Origin of the sequence: Pseudomonas sp. 7-41 (genome assembly GCF_021233075.1) — a bacterium.
Classification (GTDB): Bacteria; Pseudomonadota; Gammaproteobacteria; order Pseudomonadales; family Pseudomonadaceae; genus Aquipseudomonas; species Aquipseudomonas veronii.
In genome coordinates, this window is the sequence record NZ_CP089552.1 from 1 (window position 1) to 20,858 (window position 20,858).

Consider the following 20,858-nt stretch of genomic DNA (forward strand, 5'->3'; position numbering starts at 1 on the left):
ATGTCCAATTTACCCAAACCTGCCAAGCCGGAACCTAAGCCGCTCCGGGTTACGAAATCCAATACGCTGATTACCGCGTCGTACCGGCTGACGCTCAACGAGCAGCGGTTGATCCTCGCGGCTATCAGTAAACTCGATCCAAGAAGGCCCATGCCGAAAAAGGTGTCTGTCTCGGCCGTGGACTATTCGGATATCTACGGCGTCCAGCTCAGGCATGCCTATGAGCAGATGAAAGTGGCAGCTGATGAGCTGTACGAGCGCGATATTAAGACCTTTGACGGCTCTGGCATGGAGCGGAAGCGTTGGGTCGATCGGGCCAAGTATTTGGATGGTGAGGGTCGCGTTGAGTTGTCGTTCACCATCCATGTCATGCCCTATCTCACGATGCTGTACAGCAAAGTGACTAGCTATGATCTTCGGCGGGTTGCCTGCCTGGACTCGAGCCATTCGTTCCGGCTGTTTGAGATGCTGATGCAGTTTCGGAAGACAGGATGGGCCTACATTGAGGTCGAATCCTTGCGGGTCGCCCTCGGATTGTCGGATGCCTATCAACGATTCAACAACCTCCGCCAGAGAGTCATAGATCCGGCAGTTGCGGAGCTGAAGACTAAGAGCAACCTGGATGTCAGCTATGAGTTGAAGAGGGAAGGGCGGAAGGTGGTCGCAATCAAATTCACCTTCCGTGACGTTGCACAGCTCCCGCTTAATCTGGAACTTGACCCTGAAGATCTTCCCCCTCTTCCTGAGTTTGACCCCGCAGAAGATAGCGAATGGCTGGCCACTCAGCCGTTGGGTGAGTTGGCGGAAGCTCAGGAAGCTGGGCTGCTGTTCACTGTTTCGGCAGAGGAAGAAGAGCAACCAGATTAGCATGCGTCGTCATCTGACGGCCGTTTGTGCCTTTTCTAGCAATGCTCCCGGTGCCGTTCATTCCTGCCCAGGCATTCGAGTCGTCATTTGCCGTCCGTTTAGTGCCAATTCCATAGCAAAAACCCGCCTTGGTGGCGGGTTTTCTTGGCCTGGTCTTGGACGGGTGATGCTCAGTAATTGGGTACCAGCGTAAATAGGCTTCGCCGCCATTGGCATACATCCTCGACTGATGCTCGCCCTGCGGTTTTGAGCGCGTCGAAGACGCTCAAAGCAAACGACATTGCAGCCTGGTCATCTTCGTGAAGATCGACAATCACAACAGGAAACTGGTCGCCGTCATCAGCATCTGGTGTTGCTATGGCGACTGTCTGAATTCCCCAGGTGATGCCGTCATCGTAAGGTTCTACAACAAATCGCTTGAGCCGGCGAATCATGCCGTCACGAATCATCTGAATCAGATCGGTGCATACCGGCTCCGATTGGCACTGCTGGAAAAGTTGGATGGCTGTCATAAGCTACGGCTCCCTTGATATGCATTCATCCTGCCAGCAGTCTCGTAAATCCCAAACGGAATTCCCCTGGCTTTGTTCGACATCGCATTGGCGGCGAACCCTAGCATTATTTTTCCCCCTGGTTGGGCGTGCTCTTCCTCGCGGGTGGTGGCGGAAGATCAACAAGGGCTGGAGCGGCTACGCAAAATGCTGTTTGCATGCCAGAAACATCACCGTCCCAACACTCGCATTCGGCGTCCCAACCTTCAGGGTCAAAATTGAAGATCGTCCCGAGATCAACAGCCCCATCCAGGGTGGCGTATGCCCCGCTCAAGGTTCCGTTGATCAGTACCGCGTAGCAATCGTCGCCGATTTGCAATGCTTTCCCTGGATTGGCTTCAAGAAGACGCTGATAGGAAGCAAGGGTCTCGTCGTAAGTCATGGTTGCTGCTCTGATTCCGGGTGTGAGAAGACATTGCCACCGCTCCAGGAATACCCAAATCCTGTAGAGGGCAGAGCTGGCAGACCCGCTTGGGTTTGTGCGTGGCTATGCAACCATGGAGACATATCAGAACGGAGATCCAAGGCATGAACTTCACCCACGAACAGGGGCCAGCGATTAACTCGTTGGCCCGTATCGTCAAGCTGGTGGCTTTTGCTGGAACAGGGAAGACCACCACGCTTGTTGGCTATGCCAAGGCTAGACCTCAATGCCGTCTGCTCTACCTCTGCTACAACAAAAGCGTCGAGATTGCTGCCAAGCAAAAGTTTCCGCCGAACGTGACGTGCAAAACAGCCCATGGCTTGGCTTATGCGTCGATCGGATCGAAGTACAGACACAAGCTCACGAGCAATCTGCGTCTGACCGACATTGCGAGAGTTATCGGCTCACAGAACTGGGAGCTGGTGCGCAGCGTGCAAGAGACGCTGAACAATTATTTGGCCAGCGCGGATGACGATATCGAGCTTTGTCACTGCCCTGTAAGCAAGCTCAAAACGGATCGAATGAAGCGCTCCGCCGGCAGCATCGTCGATGGAGCCAGGCAGCTTTGGTTGCAAATGTGCGACATCAATAACGAGGCAGCGAATATTCCGCACGACGGGTACCTCAAGCTCTGGGCTCTCTCGAAACCAAACTTGCGGGATCGTTACGATATTGCGCTTGGAGATGAGGCACAGGACATCAATCCAGTGATTGCAGGTGTGCTTGCACAGCAGGCGGCATACGGTATGGGAGTAGTCGTGTGTGGCGATGGCCATCAGATGCTCTACCGTTTCAGGGGGGCTGTAGACGCCCTCAATGCGACCTGGCTCGACAAAGCGGAAGTCCATTACCTCACTCAGTCGTTTCGGTTCGGGTCTGCCGTTGCGCACGTCGCCAACATGGTTCTCGCGTTCAAGGGTGAATCCCGTCAACTGGCTGGGCTTGGTGGCGAGACTCGTGTTTCAAAGGCGCTACCCGCTGACCTTGAACATCGCACCGTACTCTGCCGGACCGTGGTTGGAGTGATCGAGACGGCGTTGGCCAATGTAGAGACAGGTGCAAAGATCTACTGGGTTGGGGGGATCGAGGGTTACAACCTCCAGGATCTTGAAGACCTACATGCGCTATCGAAGGGGTGGCGTGACCGAGTGAAGGGGAAAAAACTCCTCCAGGAATATCCTGATTATGATCTCTACAAGCAGATTGCCGATGAAAGCCAAGACCCTGAGATGAACCGCTCGATCAAGATCATCGAGCAGTACAGCGCGGATCTCCCGGAGTTGTTTGCCAAGCTGCGGCGCAATGCCGTCACTGATGAGCTTGAAGCCACCATCACCCTCAGCACCGCGCATCGCTCGAAAGGCTTGGAGTGGGATGCGGTGCAACTGGCTGAGGATTTCACCTTCGATCCGTTCAATCCGGACAACGAAAAGGAACCATGGATCGATGAGATGAACCTCCTATACGTCGCGTGTACGCGTGCTATGCGTGTTCTGGCTGTCAACTCGACGATGTTGGAGATCATGAAAGAGTTCGTCGACCGGCGTGATGGTCGCAAGCCAAACACCCCAATGGTTTTCAGGAAGAAACAGGCGGCTGCCGCGTAGTGCTCCTCGAGCATCGCATTGGGTTATCCGGTGCACGCACTAGGATTGGATTTGACCATTAGATTACCGATGGACCGTAAATGAGTCGGAAAAAGCCAACCCAGCGGGATCTGGATCTGCTCGCGATGTCGAGCATTGCCAGCCAGCTACCTGTTCGTTTTGAGAATAAAACAGCCTGGCATGTGTTCGCCGGTGAGTGCCGCGGCTGCAACCAAACGATCCCGGACGAGCATCTGAGAGGAGCTGTCACCCGAACTGCCCAGTGGTGCTTCACGATTGAAGCAAGCGGCTATTGCCCTGAGTGCAGGAGCATCACCAGGTTCTTGTTGCGCCTTCATGATGATTTGACAGCTTCAGGCCCAATGAACGGGCTCTGGCAAACATGGAAACCGAAGCGAAAAGCAGGCTTCGCCTGGTTGCTTCGATTCTTGAAACTCACCCGCTAATCACAGGAGATATTCTCATGTCCATTTCCAGCCACCAGGCAGCTTTGCTTCAGCAGCTGCGGGATCAGGGCTATGTAGTCTTGCTCGTTGAGCCGGGCGAAACTGAACACATCAGTCGAGACAGGTTGGAGAGCCGTTTGCGAGCCGACGCTGCGGATCACATTGAGGATCTGCTGTCTCTGGAGGCAGTCCGAACTCGCTGAGCTGACACGTAGCAAAAAAGCCCGTTTCGAACGGGTTTTTTTATGAGCGGAATTTGTGATACTTGGTAATACCACCCCTTCAATCGCGAGATCGCTTTCGCACCCGCTGCGTTGCTCCTGGTTAACATGGAGCAGAGGGGGAGGAGGGCACACGGCATAGCCGTAGTGAAGGGGTGGTATTATGAGGAATCCTAGATGACTGACGCAATTGTTTCCGCTTACAAGCGTTTGGTCGAAACCGTTGGGGCTTTCAATGAGAAATGGCCCGCATTGGTTGTCGGCGGGATGATATGGCGCATCCCGCTCCTCTCTGAACAGAGGACGCCATCTCGAATCAACGTCCAGGTACTGACAGGAACTGACGCGATCAAGGCCGCCGTAGAGGCGTTACGCGAGTTTGAGCGCGATCTCGGCCAGGCTCCAGGTACCGTGCTGCGTTTGCCGGGGTACTTTCTCCTCTCCGGATCGATACTCGATGAGGGTAGGGCGGTGAATCGCTGCAAGAGCGCGCTGGTGGATGCGATCGAGGCTGAGCGCGTGTTTCGCAACGTCGCCGTCAGCCGCCGCTCCCACATCATGCGCCAGGCCCTGGGGAAAAATTTCTCTCTCAACCAGCTGAAGCGCGCAATCCAAGTTTTTGATGCGGCCCCAAGGCAGATCACATTCACCTGGGCCGGCCACACCTCAGGTAAAGAGCGTGTCACTGTTGGCCACGTCCGGGAAGTACTGCTTGCCGAGGCACATGAAAGATCCGTGGCCACCGGCGAGCCAGTGGAGAATAGCCCCCAGTGGATCGATCTACGCACCATCGCGAACATGGCTGAAACCGACCTTTTAGATGCACCAAAGCCTATCGCTCCGCATCCACGGGCCATGCTGTGGTTTTCCGAGCGAAGCCGGTATGACGCAATGCTGCATGCCAACCTCCCATTCTTCGTACTCGATGGGCAGCCCTCTGCAAAAGTCGTTGGCCTCAAGGACTTCGATAGAGACTCGCGATCAGCAAAACGGCCCGACATAAAGCACCGGTTGCCGGCACTCCCTGGTGGGCGCTTTTTCGTAGCCTCATCCACTGCGGAACCAATTACCCAAGAGCCCGGCGGGCCAGATGGCCCCGAGGTGCTTTCGACCTACCGAGAATCAATAAAAGACGTCTCAGAGCGATAGTTTATCCATAAAAATCAATGGCTTAGAGTTCGCATAATAGGGATTATGTTAAACGTCGTTAGCACCCTAATAATTAGGTAGCAAACATTATCCCTCCATGCGCTGAGCTGTTCAAGCCACTAATGAACCGAGTACGCTCCTTTGAGGTCGCTTGCATTCCGCTAGCTGCCTGAAACGGAGATCGAGAAGATGATGATTGATGGCGTTGAGAAACGAATCGAAGCCGGCGTGAATACGGCCCTGGACATGGTTGAGGTATTGGTTGCAGCTGGCCAGCCCCTCAAATCTGCGATTGCCACCTCGCGGATACTCACTATGGAAGTTGTCCGTGAGTCTCTGGCAAAGAACCTGGCAAACAAAAGCGGCTCGGTGATTACTCATACCTTGGCCACGACGCCGGCCCAACCTGAGCCAGTACCGCCCCAGCAGGCCGCAAAAACGAAACAGCACCAGACAGTTGAATGATCATTGAGGTCGGCCGGGAGATCTTTGTGATACACCCGGCCGTGCCTGCGATACCAGCTTCCTCACCTCACGCTTGCTGTAGCCACCGCAGAGCGTCCAGAGGGCAGGAAAACGTTCAGGCAAGCCCCAGCACTACATAACTGCATATCCGCCCCGCACGGCCCCCTATCGGCAGTTTCCGGCCCGTTTAAACCCCGCCGCTTCGGCGTCCGCAGCGCTCGCAAACTCTACCCGGTTGCGCGTTCCGACCTTTCCATAGCTCGGACAGCCCACTGGCAGGTGGTATACATTGCTATTGCGGTTCCCAATCACCAGCGGGATCGAGTTGGAGGCGTCTCCACCAGATACCTGGTGCTGAACTGGCTCGCTCCGAATGGCCTGGGGTATCGTGCCGGCTCTCGTCACTCGCATCCCGAGACTCCAAGAACGCTCACCTGTTACGAATGGGTTGCTGTGCCCCATTATTCGGGCAATGCGCCGGTCACGCTCCTGTTCCCACGCGGTCACTGGGTATTGGTGATCCCAGGCCATCAGCAACTGCTGTTGTGCCTTGGACATCGACAGCCCGTAACGGTCGTGCATGTAGAAATATATGCGAGCAACCGCTCCCTTTACCTGGTCGCGAGGCTCTGTCACCCGCTGCTGGAAATCTGTTCTTGTCGGGCAAGCGCCGTATTGCTTGGGTGTTGAGGGTAAGACGCCATAGCGAAAGTTGCTGCGATCAGCATTCACCTCGCCGACACTCACATCGAGGTTGTGCATGTCGGCTTCCATTTTGCGAAATACCGGATCGGTATCGATGCAGTTTTTGCGCCCCCCGTTCTGCCAACACTGCCGCTGGCTGCCGAAGGCGTATGCTGGCAAGACGTGCTCCCATTCGATGCGCTGCGCGCGATTCTCCTGAGCGCGGACTTCGTACCCGCACGAGGCGAAGTCCACACGGCCTCCCGATCGCCCTACCCACTTCCAATCGCACCCACAGTAAAGATCGCCGGCTTCGCTGGTGTTGCGGTCGTAGTAGACCTTCTGGCGTAGCTCAACCTTGGCCTGCTCGAAGGTCGTAGGTGCTGAGGCAAGAGCGAAGTGAGACGTGGCCATCAGCATGGCCAAAAACATCATGGGGATCGATTTCATGGGGCTTTTCCTTAAAACAAAGGTGGTTCCAGGCTATTCAGGGGAAAAAAAACCCAAGCAAGGCTTGGGTTTGAACTAGGGGGGGCTAGGGGCGGGGATGTATGAAGCTCGACAGCACTGGGTCGAGGAGTTTGCTGATACGTCGAACCCTGCGAAAGATTATTTGCGCGATCGATTCATGGCCCGTGGCAATGACCCCAAATACCCCTGCCAGGAGAAGTGCCCAGACGCTGTTGCGCTTCCAGTCGCTTGCCTCGGCCAAGGTACTCTGGCGATGCTGTTCGGCTCGAGCCGAAAGAGACTGGCTTTCTGGGCCAAGCGCAGTAGCCTCGATGGCGTAGGCAATGCCGGCCGGCACGGAAAAGTCTGCCTTGATTTTTCCCTCTCGCAGGTTCTTCGCTGTCAGCACGACCCACTTCGAAGAGCTGCCCTCGGCAACAGATGCTTGGGCTAGCACATACGCCTTGGCCACCTCATCTAGATCCTCTCTGGAGCTGAGCAGGCGCTGAAGGGTCGGCAGGTTCTTCGACTCAACCGCGGCGTAGAACTCGTTAGGCTTGCTTGTCGTCGCGGAATCACCTCCATCTAGGATCATGCCCATGGCATAAGGCATCGTGCCGATCATCATGGCAGGAATGATGTGAGAAACGCGTTGGGTAAGGATCGCAGCCCCTACACCCATAATCATTGCAACCGCACTGATCATTTTGAGCGCTGTGCTATTGAGGATCGAGCCGAGAACCGATTCGACCCCGTTGAGCCCGCCGATACCGTCGCCAGCGTGGCCAGATGTTTGGAAAGCCTTGGCGATCGCATCAGGAACCAGGATCTGGTCAATAGCCGTGGTTGGCTCGGCGGCGATACCCAGCGCGTAAAAGACGCCCCCGAATACCGCCAAACCCAGCGCGGTACCGCCGTAAATGAGCGTGCCCCTGCGTAGCTTTTTCGCCCGCGAGGTCAGTTCTTGCAGGGGCGCATCAAATGGTGTCGGCGGTGCCGGCTTGGATTGAGATTGAACAGGTTTTGGTGACTCCGGCTTAGCCTCTGCCGGTGCAGATGTGCCGACCTCCAGCAGCACAGGTAGAGGTTTAACTTGCTTCCCTGGCTCTCTCATGAGTTCCAAAAGCTCCAGATCTTGGCCAAGAACGCGTTGTGTCTGTCCGGTGAGCAGCCGATCCAAGGTGCCCTTTCGCTGCACGCCGTATTTGCGGAGGCGATCCGCAAGCTCATTATCAGGAACGTTTGTCTCTGCAACTTTGCCGTCGACGCGCAGCCGGAACAATTTGACTTTTTCTGTCATCAGTGAAGCTCCTTCACTTCGTCAGTCCTGCCCAGGCGCTTCTTGAGATCAACACGCATGCCCTGGATTTCTTTCTCCGCGGCCTTGCGATGAGCTGCGCCTTCGCGTTGGATCTTGATTACGTCCTCTACGGTCTGGATCAGCGTTGCCTGGACCTTCTGCAACGTGTCCACGTCGATTACCAACCGTTGGTTGGCCTTGGCCGTCTCTACGGAGTTGCGGTGGAGCAGCTCGGCGTTACGCTTGAGGAGATCATTGGTGGTGTCGTCGATTTTGGTGGCCAGCTGGACTGCATTCCGCTGCTCGTTCAGCGTCAGAGCCAACATAAATTGGCGTTTCCAGGCCGGCACGGTTATTTCCCGGATGGTGTGGAACTTGTCCACCAGCATCTGATTATTCGCTTGAATCATCCGAATCGTCGGAAGGCTCTGCATCGCAGACTGCTGTAGGGCCGTGAGGTCGCCAACACGCTTGTCGAGGTTGGAGATCAGTGCGTCCAGATCCGCAACTTGCTGCAAGCGGGCCGGTTCGTTCCCGATGTTCGCCCGAAGCTGAGAAACTTGCGCCTGTAGCTCCGCCAGGCGCTGTTTACCGGCGGCAATGTGGATGCCAAGCAGTCGATGCTCCTCGCGTACCGCAACGAACATGGACTCGAGGCCGGTATTCCGAGCGGAAATGCCCGCTTGTGTTTGGTCGACTTCAGCAACGAGCTTTTCGATTTGCTCACGCGTCGTGTCGAACTGTCCCATGACGGACTTCCCGCGCAGCGTTACTTTGTCGATCAGCCGGCCGATGACAGGAATGCGCGAACGGCGATTGGAAAGCGCGCTGACATTGAGCGATTGCGCGACGGCAACCACCTCGCTCAGCTTTGCGCCGGCATCGTCCAAGTCGCTGTTACGAACCTGGTCGAGCAAACTGTCGGCGTAGGAGGACGTGTGTTCTGCCACTTCCCTGCCGAACTGAGAAACCGAGAGTGGGTTTTCCGCCTGAATCAGTGCCGCTACAGCCTTGATCTGGGGGATGTCCTGTTCCTGGAGACCAAGGGCCTGGAGCCCAGAGGGAGTGAGCTCGGTATTGGTAGTGGCGAGATCTGTCACGGTAGTTTCCTGCTGCATGTTTTGCTCCTCAGTGCTTCACGCCATTCAGGCTTTCAGACAGGCTGGCCATCAGCGCCTGATGCGCCTTGCTGGCAGCCTCGACCATCGCCGGGCTCATGTGTTTGGTGGTGATCAGGGTAAGGGTGTGTTGCCGCCATACTGGAACCAGTACGGTGACTGTCTCTCGGAAGCGATCGAGCATGTCGAGGGCTTGGGCGCGACTCAGCTTCATCTGGCTAACGCTCAGTTCGTGTGAGGCCAGAAGTGTTGCTAAGTTGGCGAGCTTTCGCGCCAGCCGCTCTCGCGGCCGATCAAACTCGATCTCCCCCTCCGCTACCGTCCCGATGAGAGGGTTCTCTTCGAGGAATTCACGCCCGGCCTGGATGAACACTTTCAGTGCTTCTGCCTCTTCGGCGTGGGCAATGATCATTCTGCTGATGGCGCTGACCGTATCGCGTACACCTTGGGCATGACCTTCAGCTTCGGCCAGCAGTTGTTCCAGTGTTGACCTGGCGACTTGATAGCGAACCTGCTTTTCCACGGCTCCGCCCATAACCTTCTCGAACCAGGTCGGCTTCCGGGTAATCTGCTCCGGCGAGGCGTCGGCCATTTTCGAGAGGATTTCTGCGATTTTGGCCGCAAGCGCCGCCGCCGACCCGCTCTCCATGAGATCGGATAGTTGATCGATTTTGGCAGAGCTATCCGCTACGCCCCCGTACTCGCCGAGGCGAGCCGGGAAAGTAAACAACTCAGGGAGTACCTGCTGTTTGAGGTGGTCGATGCTGACCACTGAATGAGTCATGGCGGAAAATTTCTCCTTGGAATTTGTTGGAGATCGTACCTGCCGTATTCCTCGGCGGGTTGCTATTTCAGACGCTTTTACCGACTGAAAGCGCAGCTCGAAGTCTTTGTATCGCGATCTCGAAATAACCCAAACCTCCCCCGATTCGCTTCAAAATTGCGCGAATAATTGCCTAATTTCCCTAGCTATGCGGGTGTCGACCTGAAGTCATTCAGGAGGTAGGTAGAGCGCAACCAGTGGCACGCATAGGCGAACGGCTCCCCGCATATGCAGAGTGGTCGGCGAATGGACAATCCGGTCAAGCAGCCACGCCCACGATTTGACGAGCCGTTCTTCAGGAGGTGTTGACTCCTCCAGATGCTGCTTGAATTCGGCGAACTTTGCCTGGCTATGCTCGAAAACACCGGTCTGCCGGCAGATTTCGGCCAGGGTCCGGATGTCGTCACTGTTCTTGATCAACGTGGAGCGCATGTCTGAATCGTCTCGATCCATAGCGGACAGCAGGTCACTCATTATCCGGTCGATTAATCTCGGCTCGTCTTCTTGATGCTCGTTTGCGATTGGCATTGCATGCTCCTTTGGCGGGTTCGGCATCGGTTTTACCCGAGACGTTGATATTCCCAAGGATGCAAGAACCGGTAGCCCGTGCAGCTCGGTTTCAGACAGCTTTTCCGCCTGAATTCGATGCTAGGGCGCAGGCACTGACGTTAGAGGCTTAGCACTCGATGCGGCCCAGCCAGCGCAAGCGCCTGGATGCATGAGCAGATGATTTTCGGTATTGGAGGGGGCGAACTTGGGAGGCCGCCCAGCCTTTCTGGAAGGGAAAAAGCCGGCATACCCCGGTAAGGGTAGCGCTTGGAAAAAGGATGACCTTCTCAGCAGGAGTACGCCACCAGGTAGGCCAGCTCATTCGCATCAAGGATGCCACTGCTAAGTGGTCTACTTGTTAGGGAGGGCAAACATGTCAGTTTGTTGGCTCTCTGGATCTGCTTTCGGCGTATTCAACGGGTGCCCCAACTGCCGGCGCACCTCGGCGAGCCACGCCTTGTAGGGAGTGTTTTTTCGCTCTCCCCACGGGTATGCATCGGCCAACGCCTTTCGAAGGGCCTGCTGGTCGCTTCGCCCTACGCGGCGAATTATCTCCCCAACAATCGGTGCTGCTCGATCTGCCCAGGACATACCGCTTTCCTCAATCTTGCTTGCGTTGGTTTTTTGTAGATTGCTCGACTGAACGGGCGAACACTTGATGCGAATCGCGAATCAGCGAATGTAGTTGTTCCACAGATAACGAAGGCAAGTCAGCCATGCCCTCGGCATGCTCGTGCTTGAAGTGCGCCATGAACTGGCCGAGCTGCTTACCCGTCAGCCCGGTGATAGCAGTCACCACCGTACCATTGAAGCAGGCGCGAATCGCTTTAACCTGATTTAGCTTGGCCAGGCTGTATTCGTAGTCCTCACGCAGCGAAGGGAACGCAGTCATCACCTCCTGCAAGTACAGGGCCTTGTCTTCGCTCCAGTCAAAGTGACGCAGCCCGCGCTGGGCCTCAATCCATTGCAGGAACCCCATGTATACAGGTCGTTTCTTGTCTCGCACGCGAGCAGTGTGATTGCGGTGCTCCAGCGGATACAAATCCGGGTTGAAACGCTCGCCGCTGGCTACGAACTGGTAGATGTCATCAAGGCTATCGAAACCCAGCAGCCAACGTGCTGCGTCAAAACCCAGGAACGATAGAGCTTGCTCGAAGTCGCGCGTGACCAGCAGCTCGTCATGCAGGTTTGTGCCGTCGCGCATTGGCAGCCAGAGGCCATTGTGTCCAAACTTCAGCCCCATCTTGTGGGCAACCCGCCCCATCAAGTTGCCCATGTCATTCCAGCTGAAATAGCCCAGACTGAAATCGAACTCCGCCGCCGGCGTGCTGATTAAGTCGAGTTGTAGGCACTGATCGTCACTCGGAAGTGGTAGGCCCACACTGAGGACGGGACCATTCTTTACCCACGGCAACGCCAATCCATAGGTGTTGCTCAAGGCCTCCACCACAGATTGTGGCGGCATGGACTGAAAAACCCGGCTGTCAACCAGCACATCTAGGTCGCCGAAGTCAGGCTTTAGACGATACGCAGCGATGGGCTCAACCCGCGCTGCATTCCCAAGGTGGCCGGTGATCTGCGCGAAGCGTGCTTGGAAGTCATCCAGCATGTGCAGGGCAACATCACGCGAGCAGCGTGTTGAGCCGAATGCGGCCAGAGCATTACCACCCATATCAGGGTTCCTTCAACTGTTGAGCGTTTGGCTCGGGTTTGAATTTTTTGCTGTATCCGCCAGATCGTGCAGCGTGTGACAATTTCCGCAGGCGATGTAAACGGCAGGGAACAGCTCGCCCTCAATGTCTTGCCCTTGGGGGTCTATGCGGTATGACCACATATCGTTACATCCGCAGTTTCCGCAGATCAGGTGTAAGCGAGCACGAGCCATCGCCGGTTCCTCAGTCAGTCTTTACCTAGGCTTCCATTTGAGCTTTTGCAGCCGCTGCAATGCGTTCTACACCTTCTTGGCCAAGGATTTCTAAGGCAGTCGGCATCAGAGCAAAAGGATCGTTGCTCATGCCTGTGGCCATCAGATGCTCACTGAGTTTATTGGCCTGAGCAATGTGCTCGACAAAGTAATCGACACAGCCATGGACACCATTGTTTGCAGCTACTTTGCAGAGCGTTTCGGCATGATCGCCGTTGAGTACAAAGAATACGCGCTCGCGCAGGACGATAGCCGTCGTATCACTGCCATAGCCGTCACTACGCGGGTTGTAACTGACGTGAACGGTAGAGCCAAAGCTACGCGTTACGTTGGGCGAAGGCGAATGCGTAACTGGGCAGAAGCTGCTCTTCATCCCTGTGGACTTCTTCGAGAGTACGGATTGCATGGCGTTTTTCCTTGAGAGGCAGTCTCGGATTTGAGGCTTTCAGCTTCGCACGAGATTTAGAGAACCCAAGAACGCATGCTATCGACGAAGAAGCTCAGGACCTGGCCGGGAAAGGTGGAATATTTCTACCTTTCGGATCATCCGCAGCATTCCACGACCACCACCCTGCCCCGCCGTACTCCCGATTGTACCAAGCCGTTTTGACGGCCTTCCGTTCCAGGTAGGCCGGTGTGCTCATGCCGAACACTTCCAGGGGGTAGTCCTTACCGGTGTCCAAAAGCCAGAAGTCAGGGAAAACTGCACTTTCATCAGCGTCGTAGCGTAGAGGTTTATCGAAGCTGCGGCCGGCGGCGTGGAGCTTGGCCTCAATCACCTCTTCGTAATCTGAGTCGACAGGAATCCAACGCTCACTGACCTGCATCAGGGCCAGCTCAACGACATCTGCTTGCGAAAACGACTCGCCCTTCCGCGGCGTGACCTGAGCGATGGCGATAACTCGACTTCCGCGCTTCCAGGCGGAAAGTTCTCTCTCGAATCTGCGGGCGGCGGTTGCCCAGACTGCCGGGGGCAAATTCAGCATGGGCATCCCGAAGGGCCCTGCCAGAGGCAATCTGCTGATGTCTCCAGAATGGCGCTCAGGGTTGTAGCGTGCCAGCGGCGATATCGCGACGAGGCGCAGATCCCGCGTTATTGCAGACTTGGCGATTGCCTGATTGCGAACCGCTCCCTTGCTGTCCTTTTGAGCAGCCAGCAGCAGCACTTCGCTCAACTTCATTCTGCTTGCAGCGACACGTTCAGCGGCCTGTAGAAGCGCGTAGTTCACAATGCCACTATTGCGCTTGCCCTCCATTGCTGGATACCAGGTAGAGAGCCGGGACTCAGACCAAAGCAGGTGCAGAAGCCCAAGCAACGTCATAGCAGGCTTGCTCTTTCCAGGCGATCTTGTCACCGATGGGCTTTCACTTTCCTCGGCTCGAGGAGCCTGGACTCGAATGCCTCGAGCCAGGCGCACGCGAATGCTGCCATCGTCGCCCTCCTCGACTACGCCAACTGCATACCCTTGCATGCCAGAGCGTTCCGGGGCCGGCGCGTAGTACCGGCACTCGTTTGAGTGCTCATGACCTGTACCGGCGAACCGCGCCAGGTGAAAGCCATCACTATCTTCACGCCGCTTGATCGAGAGTTTGCGGGAGCCGCTGCTTGGGCACTGGCAAATTGCATGAGTGCCGTAGGCCTTCTCCAAAACGATTTTCCAGTTTTTTGCGTACTGCTGGTCGGTCTGGAACTCCGGCGAGTAACGTTTCCCAGAGATCAGTACCGGATATCGACGGTTGAGCATGATCTTTTCTCTCCTGATTCGGGTCAGGCAATAGCCCGCTGCCGGCGGGCATAGGCTGCTTCAGCACGGTTTGCTTCGATCTGTATATGCAGCTTGACCAGCAACTCATATCCAGACTTGGGGCTCATGAGAGCAATACCGAACAATTCGTCTGCTGGAATGCTCCCGCACTCCCCATGAAACCGGCCCTTTCGCTCAATCATGGAAAATATCCCTTCGAGGTATCCGGTCTCAACGGCCTCAGCAGAAAGGCTGGGGTTTTTCAGGTCGAAAATCTCTCCGGTTGGCCACTCCAGCCCATCAAGTGGGGGGAGGTTTTCCAGCGCCCAGTAACCAGTACGCATGACTGCACGCGCTATCTCATAATGTTCCTGGTCAGTCTGATACCAGCTATCGACGGAAAGGAGCTGGTGGCGCGCCTGGTCAAGGCATTCGAGCTGCTTGGCGCGTGTAGCGTGCTCATCATCAGGAAGGCTGTCAAAGCCATCAACCCATACAGGGATGATACGCAGCGCCTCCCAGCGCAGCAGCATCGCATCAGGGACGAGCGGGTACCACTCATGACTACCTCGCCTGGTTCCAGCATCTGGTTGTGGCTGTTGTGCAGGCCGACGATGCAGTTTGCATGGAGCCAGCGGTTTCTCTGGATAAAGTCGTGGATCGCTTCAGGCTCGTGCTCAAGCGGATCTGCGCCGGCGGGGATGCTGAATGCCTTGGGCGAGAGAGTGACCATTTGTCGGTCAGCGGAGTACGCCCTCATTTTGCCGAGGGCGCAGAGACTGCGGATTTTCATGAGGGCGAATCCTCCTGGTGTATTCGATCAGGAGGCTATCGCGGGATGAGGAGTAGAAATTTCGTTTTCAGGACACCGGAGCGTCGGAATTACTGTTGAGGGGGCTCAGGCGGATCAGAGCCAGCGCAGTGGGGCCGGAACCTCAACCGAATCGTCAGCTGCCTCAATAGCGGATGCCAGTGAAGGGCTGCCAATCTTTTCGGCACACTGAGCGATGGTCAGTGGTCGAACGGGAGCTTGGTTTGGCGGGACTTCAGACGGGCCGCGCAAGCACTGCCGATAGCGATCCACTGCATCTGCCTCACCTGGATTCGATTTAGACCAAGCCAAGATTGCAGACTCACGTGCTTGATCTACAGCCTTGAGCGTTGTGAAAAACTGGGTACCGACAAGCGCTATAAGTCCGAACAGCCCCACCGCTACGGTTCGAGTGATGTACTTCAATTTCATGCGAGACTTTCCTTGATTTGCTGTTGCGTGGTCGGTGACATGGCGTGTTGTAAACACTACGCACCGCCCTTAGGAGGCAGGCCCTCGTTGTAATCGGCGAGGGCGTCTGCTGCTATCTGGGCAAGCTCGGAGTCGCGATCCATGATGCCTGTGGAGCCAGTTGCGATTTTCCCCAGGGCCTCGAGCAGCCCGGCAATCGCAGGGTTGGGGCGCCACTTCTCCAGCTCCTCCAACGCCATAGTCACATTCATGAATCCCAACGCCTTGGATTTGCCCCATACCTCGTCATACAGCTCGGCTTTGTAGCTCAGGCCAGAAATTACGCGCTCGGCGTCGGATTTGAACACCAGAGCATCATCGTTGACCGCATTCTCGAAGTTGATCCGATCGCTGCGGGTTTCGATGTAGGTCGTTTCTTCGTCGTAACTCATCACTTCGATGGTGGCTACGACTTCAAGCTCCGGTTGGGTTTTGGTGGTTTGCTTGCTCATTACGCTTCCCTTGATCAGTTGATGTGGCCAGCATCCCATGGGTTGAAAAACTCCCAACCACGGACGGCTGGTGGATGAGCCAGAACGCCACGTCCGGCTCAACTGAGCACGGTGATCAGCTCCGGAATTTCACCGGCTGTGTTCTGAGCTCGCGTACCACCACTGTTCCGGCGAGCTTGTCGTGCCAGCCCTGCTTACGGCGATCGAATGCCGCCCAGAAGAAGCCAAGCCCCAGCGGTAGAGTCGACACTACATAGCCGAGGTACCGGCCGATGCACTGTCGAACGCTTGCGGTGTTACCGCTTTCAGCGTCGAGCACCCGCAATTTCAGCGCCATCTTCCCCGGCGTAGCCTGGAGACGACGCCACAGAACTACCGTCAGGATCGCTGGCAGGAAAAAGTTGATTGCTAAGTCAGCTGGACCTTGGATCAGCATGTCGCTGCTGAAATAGCCGGTGCCATAGATCATCAACAGGAGCGGCAGGGAAACCAAGGTGAAAAGGATGCCGTCAACAATGCACGCCCCTGTTCTCGCCCAGAAACCCGCATATTCAAGTTGTTCGTTCTGCATGAAAAATATTCCCTGTGATTGGTTGGCAAGCCACGTTGGCTTGGCCTGATGCTATCGGTCTGGGAACTAGGCCGGGCGCGTTTTCACGCTGGTTTTGTGCCTGAAATCCAGGTCGTCCAACAGTCTGTTGGACAAATACGGCCCTGCTATTTGAGTTGGGTTTTCTGGGGACGCATTCACCCTGAAGGCTATCCAGTTCAATCGAGTCATTTGCATGTGCCAGAAAAACTCCAAAGAACCACTGACCTTCACCGCTCGCTTGGTGAACTCCCATCACGGTTTCCAGGATTTCGATATCGACGGGCATCCTGTGGTGCGGCGTGCCTGCGTTCCGAATTCGATCAAGAAGGGCGAGCACTTCAACGTCTATCACGGGGAAAGCTCGAAGTCGGGCGCTGTATGGACAGGGACGCTTGGTGACTCCCTCCGCAAATTTGCGCTTATCTGAGGGGTGCCTATGTGTTTCCCTCGTAAACCAAGTCTTGGCCGGTACAGCGCGACCAGGGCTGATTGGAGTCGGTGCTACCGGCAAGCCCGCATTGCTGCTGGCCGCGGCTTAGCTCCCGACCCGAAGTCGTCTGGTATCGCCTGGAAGGCCCAGCTCATCGTCGCTTTTGAACGTCGAGGCCACGATCCTCTGGCGTATCCCGTCCAGTGTCGGCTCAATGCTCATCGGATCATCAATGAAATTCGAGCCGAAGAAATCTCCCTGGAATATCTGAAGGACTGACCTATGACCCTGTATTTCGAGTGGATCGGAAGTATCTGCGGCGTCCTCGGGGCGCTGATGATCTCGACCAATACCCGTGTGTCTCCGTGGGGATGGTGGCTATTCCTCGTGTCGAGCTTGAGCCTCTGCTGCTACGCCGTTCTCGCGCAGGCCTGGGGATTATTGCTGCTGAATGGTTGTTTCGTTGCTACGAACATTACCGGGTTGATCCGCTGGTGGTACCCCGCTGTGTCGGCCACGCGCTCAGCCAGCCTTGCCGGCGTCGAGGGGTAAGCCGCTCTCTCGGCCTTCGGCAGAGTGCGTGCTTGATGGCTTGGGTTTTGCGGAATGGTCGGCATCCTGGGGGTATTCGTCACAGGGAGCTACCACATGCAACTATTTAACCCGATCCACAAGGCAGAGCTGATCTCTATCGTCGAAGAAGCTTCAGCAAAAGCAGCGAAGAATGCGGGTGTTGTCCAGGAGTTGGTTTTCCCGCACATCTACTTCGTTCTCAGCAAACGTCTCAGCGTAGTAGACGTGGCATCGGCTACTGCGGATGCCAAGGATTCTGCTCTATTGGCTGCTCTCACTGAGGCAAAAAAAGCGCTTCAGGATTGCGTGTCGGTGATGAGCAACGACCTGGGAGGCTTAAAGCTGATACAGCCGGAGCTTGAGGGGGCGCGCCAAGCCTTGGCGGCGGTTGAGGCGGTTTTTGTTGGTCAATGATTCTCTGTTTCTATGAAAAAAAAGCCCGGCGTTGATCCGGGCTTTTTGCTACTTGAAACATGCACCACCAGCATCACGGATTTCTCCGGGGCAGTCTTCTCTCATCGTTTGGGCAGTTACACCAACGGAGGGGGCGTGCCTTGAATAGCGGTTTTCAGCAAGTGATATGCGTGCCAGTTATCGTTTACAAAGTTTCCATTCCGCCAGTCTGGCGAGTCTTCATCCATTGCTTCGCAGATATATGCCCAGCGCTCGACGAGCCTTTCCCATACCAGAGATACATCTCTCATTTGGGGTAGCAGACTATTGAACTCAGGCACTTGTTCCAGGAGTAGTCGGCAACGCCTGAGGTCAGAAAGATCGTGAGGATAGTTGCCCTCCTCCAAACCAGGCATTCCTGTAAATCGCTGGAACATGCTTTCGCTACTGGCTCCCCGCTCACCTTCTTCTAGCCAAAGAATTGCTTTGTCCGACAAAGGAAAATCCCCTCGCAGCTCCTCGGTCAGCAGCTTGCTGGTTGCTCGTGTGTCTGGATCTGCTACCAGTTGTTCCAGGGCAGCAGGCGTGCCAAACACCGTGTTCGCCCCAAGACGTTTGGCCAGCAAAGGAGACATGACAGCGCCTTCCGCAGCCTTGGCCATAACAGCGCATAGTTCGGTGACGGGGATCATCCCGTAGATGATGGTGCAGCCATACTTCTCGGCAATTTCATACTTCATTGGGTGTAACTCCAGGTTCAGTGTTTTGCGATTCTTACTCAGCACGGGATTTTCCCAAGAAAGCTGAGCACACCCATTGAGCCACCGGCGTGAGCGTGAGGATAAAAACGTGAGCGGTCTTTTTCATTTCGATCAGGGCCGTGGGTTGCCCTACCAGGGAGGGATGGGCTTAACGTACCCCGAAAAAAGCCCCCTATTTTCCGCTTTCAGGCGCGATTGACGTCCGAAATAACCGGCGCGCCTTGAAGCTTGGGTTTTCCCGAACATGGGTGAAGCTGAACTCATTGCAAACACGGAGTTTAGCCAAGTGAATCAGCAAGTAGCCCAAGTCCTCCCCCTGGATCGTATCCGCCGTAACCCGCAAATCGACCCGCGTAAAGGCCGGAAGAAGTCCGCTTATGAGCAACTGGTGCGTTCTATCAGTGCCAAGGGCATCATCCAGCCGATTCTGGTCAGGCCAGTAAGCGATGACCCGAACTACGACCATGAGGTGGTTGCAGGCAACCGGCGCTGGACGGCGGCCCACGATGCGGGCTTGATCGAGGTTCCCGCCCTGATCCGCGCTATGAGCGATCAGGAAGCGCGGTTGATCGCCGCATTGGAGAATCAGGTGCGGGCCGACCTGACGCCAATCGAAGAAGCCCAGTCTGCGGTAGTTTTGCTGGAGGACATGGCCAACGATCATTTGGCGGTGATGAAGGCCTTGGATTGGTCTAGAACCAAGCTCGACAGCCGCCTGCTACTCGCACATGCCTGTGACGCGGTGGCCGAAGCTCTGCTGGAGGAGCAAATCAAGATTGGCCATGCTGAATTGCTGTGCCGTCTCCCCGCCTCCGATCAAGCGGGCATTCTGTCGAAGATCGTCGAGAAGAATTATTCCGTCGAGCAGACCAGGGCACGCCTGCTGGAGTTGACTCGGGACGTTTCGACTGCGCGCTTTGACACCACCGAATGCCGGAGCTGCATCCACAACTCGGGCGCGAATGCCGATTTGTTCGAGGCCAGCCTTGGGGCGTCTCGCTGCCAGAACTCTGTCTGCTGGAACCGGAAAACCGAGCAGCTAATTTCGGTTCGGTTGATCGAGGCGCAGGAGGAACACGCGGTGGTTCATAGCGAGCTTAATCTCGCCAAGGACTCATACGTGAAGCTTGTCGCACGGGGCGAGGATGGCGTGGGAGAGCAACAGGCAGCGGCGTGCGCTACCTGTGCAAGCTTCGGCGCAGTGGTAATGGTGTCGAGGGGGCGCGAAGGCGACGTGATCGGCGGTATGTGCTTCAACAAGCCTTGCCACAAGGAGAAAACCGCCGCCTACAAAGCCGCCCTGGCCACCCTAACGAACACAGCGCCAGCCACCGTTGCGGGGGGTACTGTTGGAGCAGCCCCGGCCAAGCCGAAGGCTGCAAGCGCCAAGCCCACCCAGGTGAAGAAGTCGCTACGCCGTGAAGCCTTCGACCTTTACGCCCGTATGAGCAAGCAAGTCGTGCTCAATGACCGCTCGCTCGCACTGGCAGTGGCCATCGTAAGCATGTATTTCGAGATGCGCAGCGACCTCAAGAGCGAGCTGCGGGCACAGATGGAAAAGGCTATGGGTGTCACAAGCGCCCTGATGACCACGGCTCGCGCCGATGCCGAGATTCGGCTTGCGCAACTCGGGGAGGAAAAGCTCCTCACGTTCATGGGCAGCATGGCTGCCGCCTCGCTATTCCGAACGGATAGCGCTGACGCATTCGAGAAATCCGTGTCGGGTGCTCAGTCACTCAAGTTCATGGAGTACGCCAACGTCGATCCGGCCAAAGGATTCGTGATGAACGAGAGCTACCTCAAGGCTCAGGTTAAGGCGGGCATCATCGAAGATTGCAAGCGTTCAGGCTTTGCCGCCGCCTACAACGAGGCGAAGGGCGAAAAGGCCTTTGAGGGGCTGGCCACCGGCAAGGCAAGCGCTCTTACCGAAGCCATCCTGGCCTTCAAAGAGTTCAGCTGGTTGGGTTATTTGCCGCCTGCGTTACAACTATCGGCACAGGGCGGGAAGAACCCCGCTCCCCAGCAATCCGAATCGACCAAAGCCTGACAGGG

The 20,858-nt window shown here is 56.1% G+C and carries 25 protein-coding genes; 10 read left to right on the forward strand and 15 right to left on the reverse strand.

What is annotated here, in order from left to right; all coding sequences use genetic code 11:
* On the forward strand, positions 1–867 hold the full coding sequence (locus tag LQ249_RS30340) for a replication initiation protein (RefSeq protein ID WP_232566664.1): 867 nt from the start codon (positions 1–3) through the stop codon (positions 865–867).
* 170 nt (positions 868–1,037) lie between these two features.
* Here LQ249_RS30340 and LQ249_RS30345 read toward each other — a convergent pair whose 3' ends face one another.
* Positions 1,038–1,379, reverse strand: coding sequence for a hypothetical protein (locus LQ249_RS30345; RefSeq protein ID WP_232566665.1), 342 nt, complete (start codon positions 1,377–1,379; stop codon positions 1,038–1,040).
* 106 nt (positions 1,380–1,485) lie between these two features.
* Entirely contained in the window at positions 1,486–1,800 is a 315-nt protein-coding gene (locus LQ249_RS30350; RefSeq protein ID WP_232566666.1) for a hypothetical protein, read from the reverse strand.
* Between the two features lie 146 nt (positions 1,801–1,946).
* Here LQ249_RS30350 and LQ249_RS30355 point away from each other — a divergent pair, with 146 nt between their 5' ends.
* The 5 genes from LQ249_RS30355 (at position 1,947) to LQ249_RS30375 (ending at position 5,730) form a co-directional block, all read left to right on the forward strand.
* A complete protein-coding gene (locus tag LQ249_RS30355) occupies positions 1,947–3,449 on the forward strand; it encodes a UvrD-helicase domain-containing protein (protein WP_232566667.1) in 1,503 nt (500 codons plus the stop codon).
* An 80-nt stretch (positions 3,450–3,529) separates the two neighbouring features.
* Positions 3,530–3,895 (forward strand): hypothetical protein, encoded by a 366-nt coding sequence (locus LQ249_RS30360; protein WP_033040680.1) that lies wholly within the window; start codon positions 3,530–3,532, stop codon positions 3,893–3,895.
* Positions 3,896–3,912: 17 nt separating this feature from the next.
* A complete protein-coding gene (locus tag LQ249_RS30365) occupies positions 3,913–4,098 on the forward strand; it encodes a hypothetical protein (RefSeq protein WP_016974325.1) in 186 nt (61 codons plus the stop codon).
* 195 nt (positions 4,099–4,293) lie between these two features.
* Complete coding sequence (locus LQ249_RS30370) at positions 4,294–5,265, forward strand: DNA replication terminus site-binding protein (protein WP_016974324.1); 972 nt, start codon at positions 4,294–4,296, stop codon at positions 5,263–5,265.
* A gap of 189 nt (positions 5,266–5,454) precedes the next feature.
* A complete protein-coding gene (locus tag LQ249_RS30375) occupies positions 5,455–5,730 on the forward strand; it encodes a hypothetical protein (RefSeq protein ID WP_016973421.1) in 276 nt (91 codons plus the stop codon).
* A gap of 165 nt (positions 5,731–5,895) precedes the next feature.
* Here LQ249_RS30375 and LQ249_RS30380 read toward each other — a convergent pair whose 3' ends face one another.
* The 12 genes from LQ249_RS30380 to LQ249_RS30435 form a co-directional block, all read right to left on the reverse strand.
* Complete coding sequence (locus LQ249_RS30380; RefSeq protein WP_232566668.1) at positions 5,896–6,864, reverse strand: endonuclease; 969 nt, start codon at positions 6,862–6,864, stop codon at positions 5,896–5,898.
* Between the two features lie 85 nt (positions 6,865–6,949).
* Complete coding sequence (locus tag LQ249_RS30385; protein WP_232566669.1) at positions 6,950–8,164, reverse strand: hypothetical protein; 1,215 nt, start codon at positions 8,162–8,164, stop codon at positions 6,950–6,952.
* On the reverse strand, positions 8,164–9,282 hold the full coding sequence (locus LQ249_RS30390; RefSeq protein ID WP_232566670.1) for a toxic anion resistance protein: 1,119 nt from the start codon (positions 9,280–9,282) through the stop codon (positions 8,164–8,166). Before LQ249_RS30390 ends, LQ249_RS30385 begins: the two co-directional genes overlap by 1 nt.
* A gap of 10 nt (positions 9,283–9,292) precedes the next feature.
* Complete coding sequence (locus LQ249_RS30395; protein ID WP_232566671.1) at positions 9,293–10,066, reverse strand: protein KlaA; 774 nt, start codon at positions 10,064–10,066, stop codon at positions 9,293–9,295.
* A gap of 207 nt (positions 10,067–10,273) precedes the next feature.
* Entirely contained in the window at positions 10,274–10,633 is a 360-nt protein-coding gene (locus LQ249_RS30400; RefSeq protein WP_200601211.1) for a hypothetical protein, read from the reverse strand.
* 622 nt (positions 10,634–11,255) lie between these two features.
* On the reverse strand, positions 11,256–12,326 hold the full coding sequence (locus tag LQ249_RS30405) for a hypothetical protein (RefSeq protein ID WP_232566672.1): 1,071 nt from the start codon (positions 12,324–12,326) through the stop codon (positions 11,256–11,258).
* A 238-nt stretch (positions 12,327–12,564) separates the two neighbouring features.
* Positions 12,565–12,984, reverse strand: a complete 420-nt coding sequence (locus LQ249_RS30410; protein ID WP_232566673.1) for a hypothetical protein — start codon at positions 12,982–12,984, stop codon at positions 12,565–12,567.
* Between the two features lie 94 nt (positions 12,985–13,078).
* The gene (locus tag LQ249_RS30415) at positions 13,079–14,323 is read right to left on the reverse strand and encodes a DUF1173 family protein (protein WP_232566674.1); all 1,245 of its coding nucleotides are present in this window, start codon (positions 14,321–14,323) and stop codon (positions 13,079–13,081) included.
* A 23-nt stretch (positions 14,324–14,346) separates the two neighbouring features.
* A complete protein-coding gene (locus tag LQ249_RS30420; RefSeq protein WP_232566675.1) occupies positions 14,347–14,856 on the reverse strand; it encodes a hypothetical protein in 510 nt (169 codons plus the stop codon).
* Between the two features lie 374 nt (positions 14,857–15,230).
* Positions 15,231–15,566: a hypothetical protein gene (locus LQ249_RS30425; RefSeq protein WP_232566676.1), complete on the reverse strand. Its 336-nt coding sequence runs from the start codon at positions 15,564–15,566 to the stop codon at positions 15,231–15,233.
* Between the two features lie 56 nt (positions 15,567–15,622).
* A complete protein-coding gene (locus tag LQ249_RS30430; protein ID WP_232566677.1) occupies positions 15,623–16,057 on the reverse strand; it encodes a hypothetical protein in 435 nt (144 codons plus the stop codon).
* 115 nt (positions 16,058–16,172) lie between these two features.
* On the reverse strand, positions 16,173–16,628 hold the full coding sequence (locus tag LQ249_RS30435) for an RDD family protein (RefSeq protein ID WP_232566678.1): 456 nt from the start codon (positions 16,626–16,628) through the stop codon (positions 16,173–16,175).
* A gap of 214 nt (positions 16,629–16,842) precedes the next feature.
* On the opposite strand from LQ249_RS30435, the gene LQ249_RS30440 reads away from it, so the two are divergent.
* The 3 genes from LQ249_RS30440 to LQ249_RS30450 all read left to right on the forward strand — a co-directional run bounded on the left by LQ249_RS30440 (position 16,843) and on the right by LQ249_RS30450 (position 18,066).
* Entirely contained in the window at positions 16,843–17,076 is a 234-nt protein-coding gene (locus LQ249_RS30440; protein ID WP_232566679.1) for a hypothetical protein, read from the forward strand.
* A gap of 285 nt (positions 17,077–17,361) precedes the next feature.
* Entirely contained in the window at positions 17,362–17,631 is a 270-nt protein-coding gene (locus LQ249_RS30445) for a nicotinamide mononucleotide transporter (protein ID WP_232566680.1), read from the forward strand.
* Between the two features lie 96 nt (positions 17,632–17,727).
* Entirely contained in the window at positions 17,728–18,066 is a 339-nt protein-coding gene (locus LQ249_RS30450) for a hypothetical protein (protein ID WP_232566681.1), read from the forward strand.
* Between the two features lie 116 nt (positions 18,067–18,182).
* Here LQ249_RS30450 and LQ249_RS30455 read toward each other — a convergent pair whose 3' ends face one another.
* A complete protein-coding gene (locus tag LQ249_RS30455; RefSeq protein ID WP_232566682.1) occupies positions 18,183–18,785 on the reverse strand; it encodes a hypothetical protein in 603 nt (200 codons plus the stop codon).
* 307 nt (positions 18,786–19,092) lie between these two features.
* Here LQ249_RS30455 and LQ249_RS30460 point away from each other — a divergent pair, with 307 nt between their 5' ends.
* Entirely contained in the window at positions 19,093–20,853 is a 1,761-nt protein-coding gene (locus tag LQ249_RS30460; protein WP_232566683.1) for a PRTRC system ParB family protein, read from the forward strand.
* The last annotated feature ends 5 nt before the right edge of the window (positions 20,854–20,858 follow it).